Below are 12,937 nucleotides of genomic sequence, written 5' to 3'. Positions count from 1 at the left end.
CTCGCCGCCGGAAGGGGATAAATCCCCTCTCCAAAGGGCTTCGGTTACTTATCGATCTCGTCCAGCGCTTCCTGCAGTTCCTTGCGCGACTCGGCGAGCTTCTCCTTGCGCTTGTTGATCTTCTCCGGATCGCCTTTCTTCATGGCCTTGTCGAGGTCCGCCTGACGCTGGCTCACCTCATGCTTGGCCTCAAGCACTTTGTTCTCACGTTCTTTTTTCAGCCCGGCGTCTGTGCAGTGTTCATTGACTTCACGCAGTGCGGTTTCCAGGCCTGCCTGCTGCTCCATGTTGCCGCGCGACTTGGCCTGTTCGATCTGATTGATGATGCCCTGCTTCTTGGCAGCGCAACCGGTCAGGCCCGGGCCGTCTTCTTCGGCCATGACCGGAGCGGCCATGACGCCGCAAAGAGTAAGCAGGGCGAGCGGTGCGAGAAATTTCATAAAAGCTCCATGTGCAAAGGCAATCGGGGTGGGAGGGCACTGCGCTGTTGGAGCGTCTGGCCGGCCGTTGGGTTCCCGCCGGGCGGGGATTGCAGGTTCAGAAGCCGTCGATTCCGGCGGCTTTCAGGGTTTCACTCAAAGCCAGTACCTGCGGGTCGCGAAAGAATGCGCTCAGTTGCGCCGCGCGTCCCGGGCCGATGCCGGCTTCTGCCTGCCATTGTTCAGTGTCGCGTTGTGCCAGGGCCTGCCACGAATCGTCCAGTTGTGCCTGTCCGGTCGGCGGCATGCCCAGCGCTTTCAACCATCGAGCGAACGGCTGTTGCCGCGCGCCCTCAAAACTCTGGATCAAACGTGCGCTGCTGCGCTCGCCGAGGCCGGCAATGTTAGCAAGCTCTGACACATCGAGGGTCAGCCAATCCAGCAGGTGTTTCAGACGGCCTGTTTCCAAAAGTTTCTCCCAGGTGCCACGCCCGACATGCTGCATGGCCAGGCCCTGCTTGCCACTGAGCCAGGTCAGACGCGCGAGAAACTGGCTTTCACACCCCGGCGTCGGCTGCCAGCAGCTCAGGGCGTGGTAGTCGCCGGCATCGGGGATGTTGATGTCTGCCCGTTCGCTGGTGCGCAGCACGACACTGTCCAGGCGCGGAATGGTCAGCCCGGCCAGACTGATTGCCACCTGATCGCCTGGACGGATGTCGAGGGTTTGCCAGCGCTTGAGCGAGCTGACGCTGACCCGTTTGATCTCGCGGTCATCGAGTCTGACCGGCAGTAGTTCCAGCACTGGAGTGATTCGCCCGGTGCGGCCGATTTTGAAGTTGACCTTGCGCACTTCGGCCAACGCCTGGGCGAAAGGGTATTTCCAGGCGACCGCCCAATACGGCGCGCGAGCCTGCCAGCGTTCGGCGGGTGGCCGTTGGCTCTGACGCAGCACCACGCCGTCGCTGGCAAAGGGCAGGGGCGAGCGATACCAGTGCTCGCGCCATTTTTGCGCATCTTCGAATCGGTTGACGGGCTGTGTAAAGGGCTCGGTTGCAGCGAACCCCAATGCCTGGAGTTCGGACAATCTCTCCGGCAGCCGCACAGGACCTTGCGGCCAGTCCCAGACAAACAGGCCGATCCCGGCGGCCTGTTCAACATCGAGTGTTTTACGTCCCATCAGCCCGGCGATGGTGGCGCGGGCATTGACGCTGCCGGACTGTGATTGAACATGCGTATTGAGGCGCCAATAGAGTTCGCCTTGTACCAGCAGATCCCGTGGCTGCCTCAACCGTTGCGGAATGGCTGCAATCCTGCGCGCGGAAGCGGTCCAGTCCTGACCATTGACACCGTCGCCGCGACTGATCGCCTGCTGCAATACTCCCTGGCGGTAGATCAGCGTGACAGCCACGCCGTCGACCTTGGGCTGCACCCAGACGTTCTGGCGATCGCGTAACCAGTGGGCGACGTCTTCGGCTTTGTGCAGCTTGTCCAGACCGGTGTGGGCGATGGGGTGGGTGACCGGGCCGGACGCGGTGTGCAACGGCTGCGGGGATGAGGGTTGATTGAAACAGGCTTGCCATTCTCTCCGCCGCAGCCGGGACTGGTCATAGAGTTCGTCGCTGATCAATGAACGGCCTTCGCGGTGATAGGCGTCGTCCCATTGGTCGATCTGGTTTTGCAGGGCGGTGATTTCGCGTTGGGCTTGGGAAAGATCCCAGTTCGGGCAGTTGGCTTGGCTGACGAGGGTGATGAGTGCCACCAGCAAGGCCAGCAACAGGCGCAGTGTGAAGAGCATTGTGAGCGTCCTTGCTCGGGGGGTGATGCTTGAAGGGTAGGTGAGGATCTGAAGAACGTTGCGCGGCTTTTTTGCGAACTGTTTCGGGGCAGGGGAACTGGTGTTGCCGGGGCGGGCGTCTTCGCGAGCAGGCTCGCTGCCACAGGGATCTCAAAAATCTGTCAGGCATGAAAAAGCCCCGCACGGCGCGAACCGTGCGGGGCTTTCATGCAGCCAGGGGGTTACAGGCCAGCGGCAGAACGCAGGGCGTCGGCGCGGTCGGTTTTTTCCCAGGTGAACGTGGTGAAGCTGTCTTCGCCAACGGTCTTGGTCTGCGGCGCACGACCGAAGTGGCCGTAGGCTGCGGTTTCCTGGTACATCGGGTGCAGCAGGTCGAGCATGGTGGTGATTGCGTATGGACGCAGGTCAAACACTTCACGCACCAGTTTGATGATCTTGTCATCGCTGATCTTGCCGGTGCCGAAGGTGTTCAGCGAGATCGACGTAGGCTGGGCCACACCGATCGCGTAGGAAACCTGGATCTCGCAACGCTCGGCCAGGCCGGCCGCAACGATGTTCTTGGCCACGTAACGGCCAGCGTAGGCAGCCGAACGGTCAACCTTCGATGGATCCTTGCCGGAGAACGCGCCGCCGCCGTGACGGGCCATGCCGCCGTAGCTGTCGACGATAATCTTGCGGCCGGTCAGACCGCAGTCACCTACCGGGCCGCCAATGATGAACTGGCCGGTCGGGTTGATGTGGAACTGGGTGTCCTTGCTCAGCAGTTCGGCAGGCAGTACGTGCTTGACGATCAGCTCCATCACGCCTTCGCGCAGGTCTTTGTACGACACTTCCGGGTTGTGCTGGGTCGACAGCACCACAGCGTCGATGCCGACAACCTTGCCGCCTTCGTAACGGCAGGTCACTTGCGACTTGGCATCCGGACGCAGCCAAGGCAGCAGGCCCGACTTGCGTGCTTCAGCCTGACGCTGCACCAGCTGGTGCGAGAAGGTGATCGGTGCTGGCATCAAAACGTCTGTTTCGTTGCTGGCGTAGCCGAACATCAGGCCCTGGTCGCCGGCGCCCTGATCTTCAGGCTTGGCACGGTCAACACCCTGATTGATGTCGGGGGACTGCTTGCCGATGATGTTCATCACGCCGCAGGTGGCGCCGTCGAAGCCGACTTCGGAGCTGGTGTAGCCGATGTCGCAAATCACGTCACGAACGATCTGCTCCAGGTCGACCCAGGCGCTGGTGGTCACTTCACCGGCAACGATGGCCACGCCGGTCTTGACCAGGGTTTCCACGGCCACGCGAGCGTGTTTGTCCTGGGCAATAATGGCGTCCAGCACCGCATCGGAAATCTGGTCGGCGATTTTGTCCGGATGTCCTTCAGACACGGACTCGGAGGTGAAGAGGGAGTATTCGCTCATCTCGATGTTTTCCTGAATTTACCGATGGTGAGTGTCGCCAGCCGGTCGCTGAAAGTGGCGAACCTGGATCTGGAAACCATTACGTAAGCCTACATAGAGGCTTTCCCCGGGAACGAGTCCCGCAGCGGTGGCCCAACGGGCCAGATCGTCCTGTTCAAACCCCAACCAGAGATCACCGCAGGCCTCCCTGGCCCAACTCTGGTTGTGGCTACATAACTCTGTCACGAGCAGGCTACCGCCCGGTTGCAGCAAGTCGGCCATGTGCCTGAGCGCATCGGCCGGGGCGGCGAAATGGTGCAGGACCATGTTCAACACCACGCAATCGGCTTGAAGGCTTGTGCCGTTCAATGCATCGGCCAATTGCAGGCTGACGTTAGCCAGCTGTTCACGTTCACATACCTGACGCGCCAGTTCGAGCATCGCCGGGCTGTTGTCCAGCGCGGTTACGGTGCCGAAGCGACGGGCCAGTTCCGGCAGAAAAGCACCATCGCCGGGGCCGACTTCAATGGCCGTGGCTGCACCATCGAAGTTCAATTTGTCGAGCAGGGCCAGCACGCTGTCACGGTACTGCGGCAGGCCTGCGATCAAATCCTGCTGGGCACGGAATTTTTCCGCGACCCGGGCGAAAAAGTCTCGGCTGGCGGCGGCACGCTGACCATGAACCTGCTCGATGCGTGCTTGCACTTCATCAGGCAGATCCAGATTGTCGACTTCTTCCAGCAATGCCGCGTGCAGCTTGCCGCCGAGCAATTCGCTGTGCGGCAGGGCGCGACGATAGAAAATCGCGTTGCCCTCACGGCGTGTCGCCACCAGGTCGGCTTGCGCCAGCACCTTGAGGTGGTGGCTCATGCCCGACTGGCCAATGCCGAAAATCTGCGCCAGCTCCAGCACGCCAAACGAATCGTTGGCCAGCGCGCGCAATACATTCAGCCGCAGCGGATCGCCGCCGGCCTTGCACAAGGCCGCCAGCTCGTCGCAATCGTCATGGCGAATGGAAGGCACGCGTAAGTTCATAGGGCTGGCAGTCTAGAGACGGGGGCAAGGCACCGCAAGGCCAATATCAAAAAGTTTTGATATTGCTCGATAAATGGCACTTCTCGGCGGACGGCAGTCTCTACAAACGAATAGCGGAAAGGTTTCACCAAGCGAAACCTGTGCTATCGATTGGAAAAACGCCTGCCAATGACTATCTGTCATTGCCCCGAGGCGCATGGGTGAGGGAAAATGCCCTCCTTTTTTCCGTTTCAGTCTATTCACACCCAGGAGATCAGCGATGCCTAGCCGTCGTGAGCGTGCCAACGCCATTCGTGCCCTCAGCATGGATGCCGTGCAAAAAGCCAACAGCGGCCATCCCGGTGCCCCTATGGGTATGGCAGATATTGCCGAAGTGCTGTGGCGCGACTACCTCAAGCACAACCCGAGCAACCCGTCGTTCGCCGACCGTGACCGCTTCGTGCTGTCCAACGGCCACGGCTCGATGTTGATCTACTCGCTGCTGCACCTGACCGGCTACGACCTGTCGATCGACGACCTCAAGCAGTTCCGTCAACTGCACAGCCGCACTCCAGGTCATCCGGAATTCGGTTACACCCCGGGCGTCGAAACCACCACCGGTCCGCTGGGTCAGGGTCTGGCCAACGCCGTCGGTTTCGCTCTGGCGGAAAAAGTCATGGGCGCGCAGTTCAACCGTCCCGGCCACAACATCGTTGACCACCACACCTACGTGTTCCTCGGTGATGGCTGCATGATGGAAGGCATTTCCCACGAAGTCGCTTCCCTGGCCGGTACGCTGGGCCTGGGCAAGCTGATTGCCTTCTACGATGACAACGGCATTTCCATCGACGGTGAAGTCGAAGGCTGGTTCACCGATGACACGCCGAAGCGTTTCGAAGCCTACAACTGGCAGGTGATCCGCAACGTCGACGGCCACGATCCGGAAGAGATCAAGACTGCCATCGAAACCGCACGCAAGAGCGCTCAACCGACGCTGATCTGCTGCAAGACCACCATCGGTTTCGGTTCGCCGAACAAGCAGGGCAAGGAAGATTGCCACGGCGCCCCATTGGGTGACTCAGAAATCGCCCTGACCCGTCAGGCGCTGAACTGGAACCACGGCCCGTTCGAAATCCCGGCCGAGATCTATGCCGAGTGGGACGCCAAAGAAGCTGGCCGCGCGGTCGAAGCCGAGTGGGATCAGCGTTTCGCCGCTTACTCCGCTGCATTCCCGACTGAAGCCAACGAGCTGATCCGTCGTCTGAGCGGCGAACTGCCGGCCGACTTCTCGGAAAAAGCCTCGGCCTACATCGCCGAAGTCGCGGCCAAGGGCGAGACCATCGCCAGCCGCAAAGCCAGCCAGAACACCCTCAATGCTTTCGGCCCGCTGCTGCCGGAAATGCTCGGCGGTTCGGCTGACCTCGCCGGTTCCAACCTGACCCTGTGGAAAGGCTGCAAAGGCGTCAGCGCTGAAGACGCCAGCGGCAACTACATGTACTACGGCGTGCGCGAGTTCGGCATGACCGCGATCATGAACGGCGTCGCCCTGCACGGCGGTCTGGTGCCTTACGGCGCGACCTTCCTGATGTTCATGGAATACGCGCGCAACGCCGTACGCATGTCGGCTTTGATGAAGAAACGCGTGATCCACGTCTACACCCACGACTCAATCGGTCTGGGCGAAGACGGCCCGACGCACCAGCCGATCGAGCAACTGACCAGCCTGCGCAGCACGCCGAACCTCGACACCTGGCGTCCAGCCGATGCCGTGGAATCGGCAGTGGCCTGGAAAAACGCTCTGGAGCGCAAGGACGGCCCTTCGGCGCTGATCTTCTCGCGGCAGAATCTGCAACATCAGGAACGCGACGCTGGCCAGATTGCCAACATCAGCCGTGGCGGTTATGTGCTCAAGGATTGCGCAGGCGAGCCTGAGCTGATCCTGATCGCCACCGGTTCGGAAGTCGGTCTGGCCGTACAGGCCTTCGATAAACTGACCGAGCAGGGCCGCAAGGTTCGCGTGGTTTCGATGCCTTGCACCAGCGCGTTTGATGCTCAGGATGCGGAGTACAAGCAGTCGGTTCTGCCGTTGCAGGTCAGCGCACGTATTGCCATCGAAGCGGCCCACGCCGATTTCTGGTTCAAGTACGTGGGTCTGGAAGGTCGTGTGATCGGCATGACCACCTACGGTGAGTCGGCGCCGGCTTCGGCATTGTTCGAAGAGTTCGGTTTTACCCTGGAAAACATCTTGGGTCAGGCTGAAGAGCTGCTGGAAGACTAAATCTGACAGTTGTGTTGTCCGGGCTGACGCCTTCGCGAGCAGGTCGAGTCGTCGCACCGTCGCTCCCACAGGGAAATGCATTCCAATGTGGGAGCGAGCCTGCTCGCGAAAGCGTTGGTTCAGGCAATATCGCACTGCATGATTCACCACGGTAATCGAGAACCCCATGCCTCAACCGCGTCCCTACAAAGTTGCACTCAACGGCTACGGCCGCATTGGTCGTTGCGTCTTGCGGGCGTTGTTCGAGCGCGGCGCGAAGGCCGGGTTTGAAATTGTCGCGATCAACGATCTGGCCGACATGGCCAGCATCGAATACCTGACACGCTTCGACTCCACCCACGGCCGGTTTCCCGGCGAAGTGCGGGTTGAAGGCGATTGTCTGCATATCAATGGCGACTGCGTGAAGGTCTTGCGCAGTGCCACCCCCGAAGGCATCGATTGGGCGTCGCTGGACGTCGATCTGGTGCTGGAATGCTCCGGCGCTTACCACACCCGTGCCGATGGCCAGCGATTTCTCGATGCCGGCGCGCCGCGTGTGCTGTTCTCGCAGCCGATGGCCAGCGAAGCGGATGTCGACGCCACCATCGTCTACGGCGTCAATCAGGAATGCCTGACCGGCGACGAACTGCTGGTGTCCAACGCCTCCTGCACGACGAATTGCGGCGTGCCGCTGCTGCGTCTGCTCGATCAGGCGATCGGTCTGGATTACGTGTCGATCACCACCATTCACTCGGCAATGAACGATCAGCCGGTGATCGACGCCTATCATGACGAAGACCTGCGCCGCACGCGTTCGGCGTTCCAGTCGGTGATCCCGGTGTCCACTGGTCTGGCACGCGGTATCGAGCGTCTGCTGCCGGAACTTGCCGGGCGAATTCAGGCCAAAGCCGTGCGCGTGCCGACAGTCAACGTGTCCTGCCTTGACATCACGATGCAGACCGCCACCGCGACTGACGCCAACGAGGTCAACCGGATCCTGCGCGAAGCCGCCACCAGCGGCCCGCTCAAAGGCCTTTTGGCCTACACCGAGTTGCCGCACGCCAGCTGTGATTTCAACCATGACCCACATTCGGCCATCGTCGATGCCAGTCAGACCCGTGTTTCCGGCCCCAAACTGGTGAACATCCTGGCCTGGTTCGACAACGAATGGGGTTTTGCCAACCGAATGCTGGACGTTGCAGACCACTATCTGCAAACAGCAACTTCAAAAAAACCGTAGGAAGTGCGACCCATGACCGTGTTGAAGATGTCCGACCTCGATCTGCAAGGTAAGCGCGTATTGATCCGCGAAGACCTCAACGTCCCCGTCAAGGACGGTGTTGTCACCAGCGACGCGCGCATCCTGGCTTCGCTGCCGACCATCAAGCTGGCCCTGGAAAAAGGCGCGGCGGTGATGGTCTGCTCGCACCTGGGCCGTCCTACCGAAGGTGAGTTCTCCGCCGAAAACAGCCTGAAACCTGTCGCCGACTACCTGAGCAAAGCGCTGGGCCGCGAAGTGCCGCTGGTGGCTGATTACCTCGGTGGTGTTGAAGTCAAGGCTGGCGACATCGTGCTGTTCGAAAACGTGCGCTTCAACAAGGGCGAGAAAAAGAACGCCGACGATCTGGCTCAGCAATACGCGGCCCTGTGCGACGTGTTCGTGATGGATGCTTTCGGTACCGCTCACCGCGCCGAAGGTTCGACCCATGGTGTCGCCAAGTTCGCCAAAGTCGCCGCTGCCGGCCCGTTGCTGGCCGCTGAACTGGACGCACTGGGTAAAGCCTTGGGCGCACCGGCCAAGCCAATGGCGGCCATTGTTGCCGGCTCCAAGGTCTCGACCAAACTCGACGTGCTCAACAGCCTGAGCCAGATCTGCGATCAACTGATCGTCGGCGGCGGCATCGCCAACACCTTCCTCGCTGCCGCCGGCCACCCAGTCGGCAAGTCGCTGTATGAACCGGACCTGCTCGACACCGCCCGTGAAATCGCGGCGAAAGTCAGCGTGCCGTTGCCGGTTGACGTCGTGGTCGCCAAGGAATTTGCCGAAAGCGCTGAAGCGACTGTGAAGCTGATCGCTGACGTCGCGGCAGATGACATGATTCTCGACATCGGCCCACAAACCGCGGCCAACTTCGCCGAGCTGCTGAAATCGTCGAAAACCATTCTGTGGAACGGCCCGGTCGGCGTGTTCGAGTTCGATCAGTTCGGCAACGGCACCAAAGTGCTGGCCCAGGCCATCGCCGAGAGCTCGGCATTCTCCATCGCGGGCGGTGGCGACACCCTGGCGGCGATCGATAAATATGGCGTGGCTGAGCAGATCTCCTACATTTCCACCGGTGGTGGCGCGTTCCTCGAATTCGTCGAGGGCAAGGTGCTGCCTGCCGTTGAAGTCCTGGAAAGCCGGGCCAAGGCCTGAGGCCGCCCGTTTGGCCAGGCAAAGGAGTGTTCACATGGTCAAGTCGTTAGCGCTGTTGTTGCTGACCGGTACGCTGGCGGCCTGCGGGAGCACCCCGAAGGCTGACGCGACGCCAGCACCGAGCGAACCCCAGAAGGGCTGTTATCAGGCCGACTGGCAGGCCGAAACCAACCCGGTGCTGAACAAGCGCTCGGGTCCGGACGGCCTGGACAAATACGAGACGCAAACCCCGGTCAAGGAACATGGTTGTCCTTGACGGGTCTGACTCTTTAACTCAGGGCTGGCGGCGTGCGTCGTCAGTCGAGGAACACGGATGAAAGGCTTGATCGCCGTTGCGGCGTTGGCATTGTTGGGTGGCTGCGCGCAGTTGAACCTGTTTCAGTCGTCGGCCCCGGCAGACAACTGGACGACTTGGACCTGCGACAGCCAGGCCAAGGTGTTATGGCGTTACGTCGATGCCGGCCAGAAGGAAGTCGACGTTCGCCTCGGCGGCGGTGATCAGGTCTATCGCCTGAAAGAAGAGCCGGGCGCCTCGGGTACGCTGTACAGCGATGGCATGCTGGCGTTTCACGTCAAGGGTGACGAAGGCCTGGTGTACTGGGTCGCCACCAATGACCTGATTGGCCGTGGTTGCAAGGCCGAGTAACACGATTGAATTGGTGTACAGAGATCCAAATGTGGGAGCGAGCCTGCTCGCGAAAGCAATCTTGCCGTCGATGATGCAGTGTCTGTCAGACCGCTTTCGCGAGCAGGCTCGCTCCCACAGGGGTTCTCTGTTGTTCACACAGTTTTGGTAACACCGAATCACCAGGCCGGGCCTCAACCCCCGATCTGCATTAACTTGAATAGCCGCCGCCGCTCCGGCAGGCTGGCACGATCAACGACCCTCAACCGGGAGAGACACACACAATGGCACTTATCAGCATGCGCCAGATGCTGGACCACGCAGCCGAGTTCGGCTACGGCGTTCCAGCCTTCAACGTCAACAACCTTGAGCAGATGCGCGCCATCATGGAAGCCGCTGACAAGACTGACTCCCCGGTGATCGTCCAGGCTTCGGCCGGCGCCCGCAAATACGCCGGCGCGCCATTCCTGCGTCACTTGATCCTGGCGGCGATCGAAGAATTCCCGCACATCCCGGTGTGCATGCACCAGGACCACGGCACCAGCCCTGACGTCTGCCAGCGTTCGATTCAACTGGGCTTCAGCTCGGTGATGATGGACGGCTCGCTGGGCGAAGACGGCAAGACCCCGACCGACTACGACTACAACGTCCGCGTTACCCAACAAACCGTCGCCATGGCCCACGCCTGCGGCGTTTCGGTAGAAGGCGAGCTGGGTTGCCTGGGTTCGCTGGAAACCGGTATGGCCGGTGAAGAAGACGGCATCGGCGCCGAAGGCGTTCTGGATCACAGCCAGATGCTGACCGACCCGGAAGAAGCCGCTGACTTCGTCAAACGCACCCAGGTCGATGCCCTGGCCATCGCCATCGGCACCAGCCACGGCGCCTACAAGTTCACCAAGCCACCGACCGGTGACGTGCTGGCGATCGACCGCATCAAGGAAATCCACAAGCGCATCCCCAACACCCACCTGGTGATGCACGGTTCGTCCTCCGTGCCACAAGAGTGGCTGGCGATCATCAACCAGTACGGCGGCGACATCAAAGAAACCTACGGCGTCCCGGTTGAAGAAATCGTCGAAGGCATCAAGCACGGCGTGCGCAAGGTCAACATCGACACCGACCTGCGCTTGGCATCGACCGGTGCGATGCGTCGCCTGATGGCCACCAACCCAAGCGAGTTCGACCCACGTAAATTCTTCGGCGCCACCGTGACAGCAATGCGCGATGTATGTATCGCTCGTTATGAAGCGTTCGGTACCGCCGGTAATGCCTCGAAGATCAAACCGATCTCGCTGGAAGCGATGTACCAGCGTTATCTGAAGGGTGAGTTGAACGCGAAGGTCAACTGAGCCTGAGGGTTGAGCTGATTCAAAAGAAACCCGCCGAGGCAGACTGTGTGAAAACCTAGCAATCTGCGCAGCGCTCAAAGAAAATGCTCCGTATCGAAAGATACGGAGCATTTTTCGTTATGGCCTACATCCAGGGACAGTCTCGCAGCCAGACCAGCCTGTTTCCGGTCTCGCTGGAAGAGTTGATCCCCGAGGATCACCTCGTTCGCGTTATCGATCTTTACGTCGCCAAGCTGGATCTGGTTCGACTGGGCTTTGATAAAGCACTTCCCAAAAGCACCGGCCGTCCTCTTACGATCCAGCGGATCAGCTCAAACTCTACCTCTACGGCTATTTCCAGCGGATTCGCTCATCACGACGGCTCGAAGCCGAGTGCCAGCGCAACGTCGAAGTGATGTGGCTGATCAATCGACTCAAGCCTGATTTCAAGACCATCGCCGATTTCCGTAAAGACAACAAAGCCGCTTTCATCGCGACGTGCCGGGCCTTCGTGCAGTTTTGCCGCACAGCGGGGCTGATAACCGGCGAGTTGGTGGCCATTGATGGCAGCAAATTTCAGGCGGTCGCCTCTTCACGGCGTCATATGAATTTGAAGCGGCTCCAACATCAAGAGCAGAAGCTGGAGAAGCGCATCGCCCACTATTTGGCAGAGCTGGACGAGGCGGATAAAACCGAAGCCGGCGAGAAGATTGACCGCAATGCAATCAAGGCGACTTTGGCGCAACTTGAGTCAGGCATTCCAATAACTTGACGTGCCAGGCGCTGATGAAATCCATGGAGCTTGAGCAATTCAATACCCACGAAAGCGATGCGCGAATGCTGCGAACGCACAAAGGGCCTCGGGTCGGGTACAACGTGCAGACAGCCGTGGACGCTGAAAACTGCATGATCGTGCATCATGAAGTGACTCAGGACAGCGATGATCGCAAGCAACTTGAACCGATGGCCAAGGCCGCCAAGGAACAACTTTCGCAGGATGAACTGACGGTCACCGCGGATGCGGGCTATTCCAATGGCAAGCAGTTCCAGGCATGTGAGGATGAGAACATCACGGCTTATGTGCCTGTGGCGCGATCACTCAACTCCTGCGGCTAGGAACAGATATTTTTCGATCGAACAGCATTTGCCTACGATGCGTCGCAAGATCGATATCAATGCCCTGCCGGAAAATGGCTGATCTTTAAGCAGATCAGCAATAAAGGCCGGATCTACCAAGCGAAGGTCAGCGACTGCGCAAGCTGCCCGATTAAAGCGAAGTGCACCGACGCCAAACGCCGATACATCTCGCGCCATCTGCACGAACAGGCTTTCGAGCGAATGGAGCAGCGAATGCAGACACATCCCGAAATGATGGTCAGTCGACGATCCATCGTCGAACATCCCTTCGGCAACCTTAAACAGTGGTTATTTGGTAACGCTCGCTTCTTGCTGCGACAGCTTGAAGGCGCGAGAGCTGAAATGGCCTTGGCGGTGAACGCCTACAACCTGAAAAGAGCAATTAACGTGTTGGGCGTGCGCCAGATGATGGCGCTGATGGGCTGAAACGCCTTTTTTCGTTTGCTGTGAGCACAAAAGCAAACGCCCCGAACAAGTCGGGGCGTTTGCTGGAACCACCATCAGTGCGTTTTCACACAGTCTGGAGAGGCGGGTTTTTTTTGTGGTGCAAACGCT

At 59.9% G+C, this 12,937-nt stretch carries 10 protein-coding genes and 1 pseudogene; 7 read left to right on the top strand and 4 right to left on the bottom strand.

All coding sequences use genetic code 11. The features are described 5' to 3' along the window. Positions 1–44: 44 nt before the first annotated feature. The 4 genes from OK411_RS26095 to OK411_RS26080 all read right to left on the bottom strand — a co-directional run bounded on the left by OK411_RS26095 (position 45) and on the right by OK411_RS26080 (position 4,640). A complete protein-coding gene (locus tag OK411_RS26095; RefSeq protein ID WP_016772779.1) occupies positions 45–440 on the bottom strand; it encodes a DUF1090 domain-containing protein in 396 nt (131 codons plus the stop codon). A gap of 97 nt (positions 441–537) precedes the next feature. Continuing rightward, positions 538–2,214, bottom strand: coding sequence for an NAD-dependent DNA ligase LigB (gene ligB / locus OK411_RS26090; protein ID WP_264365886.1), 1,677 nt, complete (start codon positions 2,212–2,214; stop codon positions 538–540). Positions 2,215–2,435: 221 nt separating this feature from the next. Next, complete coding sequence (gene metK, locus OK411_RS26085; RefSeq protein ID WP_024014624.1) at positions 2,436–3,626, bottom strand: methionine adenosyltransferase; 1,191 nt, start codon at positions 3,624–3,626, stop codon at positions 2,436–2,438. An 18-nt stretch (positions 3,627–3,644) separates the two neighbouring features. Further along, on the bottom strand, positions 3,645–4,640 hold the full coding sequence (locus tag OK411_RS26080; protein WP_024014623.1) for an ArsR/SmtB family transcription factor: 996 nt from the start codon (positions 4,638–4,640) through the stop codon (positions 3,645–3,647). Between the two features lie 259 nt (positions 4,641–4,899). Between OK411_RS26080 and tkt the strand changes: the two genes are divergently transcribed. The 7 genes and pseudogenes from tkt to OK411_RS26045 all read left to right on the top strand — a co-directional run bounded on the left by tkt (position 4,900) and on the right by OK411_RS26045 (position 12,808). Next, positions 4,900–6,897, top strand: a complete 1,998-nt coding sequence (tkt, locus tag OK411_RS26075) for a transketolase (protein ID WP_264365885.1) — start codon at positions 4,900–4,902, stop codon at positions 6,895–6,897. Between the two features lie 166 nt (positions 6,898–7,063). Continuing rightward, positions 7,064–8,116 (top strand): erythrose-4-phosphate dehydrogenase, encoded by a 1,053-nt coding sequence (gene epd, locus OK411_RS26070; protein ID WP_264365884.1) that lies wholly within the window; start codon positions 7,064–7,066, stop codon positions 8,114–8,116. A gap of 12 nt (positions 8,117–8,128) precedes the next feature. Continuing rightward, on the top strand, positions 8,129–9,292 hold the full coding sequence (locus tag OK411_RS26065) for a phosphoglycerate kinase (RefSeq protein WP_016772785.1): 1,164 nt from the start codon (positions 8,129–8,131) through the stop codon (positions 9,290–9,292). 34 nt (positions 9,293–9,326) lie between these two features. Beyond that, positions 9,327–9,548, top strand: a complete 222-nt coding sequence (locus OK411_RS26060) for a hypothetical protein (protein ID WP_016772786.1) — start codon at positions 9,327–9,329, stop codon at positions 9,546–9,548. Positions 9,549–9,605: 57 nt separating this feature from the next. Next, positions 9,606–9,938 carry an MliC family protein gene (locus tag OK411_RS26055; protein WP_016772787.1) on the top strand — a complete coding sequence of 111 codons (333 nt, stop codon included), beginning with the start codon at positions 9,606–9,608 and terminating at the stop codon, positions 9,936–9,938. Between the two features lie 263 nt (positions 9,939–10,201). Then, positions 10,202–11,266, top strand: coding sequence for a class II fructose-bisphosphate aldolase (gene fba / locus OK411_RS26050; protein ID WP_008081027.1), 1,065 nt, complete (start codon positions 10,202–10,204; stop codon positions 11,264–11,266). A 119-nt stretch (positions 11,267–11,385) separates the two neighbouring features. Next, positions 11,386–12,808: pseudogene (locus tag OK411_RS26045) on the top strand (IS1182 family transposase). Positions 12,809–12,937: the final 129 nt, after the last annotated feature.

Origin of the sequence: Pseudomonas sp. RG1, from assembly GCF_025910115.1 — a bacterium.
Classification (GTDB): Bacteria; Pseudomonadota; Gammaproteobacteria; order Pseudomonadales; family Pseudomonadaceae; genus Aquipseudomonas; species Aquipseudomonas atacamensis.
The sequence above is the reverse complement of the archived record's forward strand: the minus strand, read 5'-3'. Positions and strand labels throughout refer to the sequence as shown.

Excerpts from the sequence above, each read along its gene's own strand:
- fba (WP_008081027.1), top strand. The coding sequence starts at position 10,202 with ATGGCACTTATCAGCATGCGCCAGATGCTGGACCACGCAGCCGAGTTC.
- ligB (WP_264365886.1), bottom strand. The coding sequence starts at position 2,214 with ATGCTCTTCACACTGCGCCTGTTGCTGGCCTTGCTGGTGGCACTCATC.
- OK411_RS26080 (WP_024014623.1), bottom strand. The coding sequence starts at position 4,640 with ATGAACTTACGCGTGCCTTCCATTCGCCATGACGATTGCGACGAGCTG.
- OK411_RS26055 (WP_016772787.1), top strand. The coding sequence starts at position 9,606 with ATGAAAGGCTTGATCGCCGTTGCGGCGTTGGCATTGTTGGGTGGCTGC.
- epd (WP_264365884.1), top strand. The coding sequence starts at position 7,064 with ATGCCTCAACCGCGTCCCTACAAAGTTGCACTCAACGGCTACGGCCGC.
- tkt (WP_264365885.1), top strand. The coding sequence starts at position 4,900 with ATGCCTAGCCGTCGTGAGCGTGCCAACGCCATTCGTGCCCTCAGCATG.
- OK411_RS26060 (WP_016772786.1), top strand. The coding sequence starts at position 9,327 with ATGGTCAAGTCGTTAGCGCTGTTGTTGCTGACCGGTACGCTGGCGGCC.
- OK411_RS26065 (WP_016772785.1), top strand. The coding sequence starts at position 8,129 with ATGACCGTGTTGAAGATGTCCGACCTCGATCTGCAAGGTAAGCGCGTA.
- OK411_RS26095 (WP_016772779.1), bottom strand. The coding sequence starts at position 440 with ATGAAATTTCTCGCACCGCTCGCCCTGCTTACTCTTTGCGGCGTCATG.
- metK (WP_024014624.1), bottom strand. The coding sequence starts at position 3,626 with ATGAGCGAATACTCCCTCTTCACCTCCGAGTCCGTGTCTGAAGGACAT.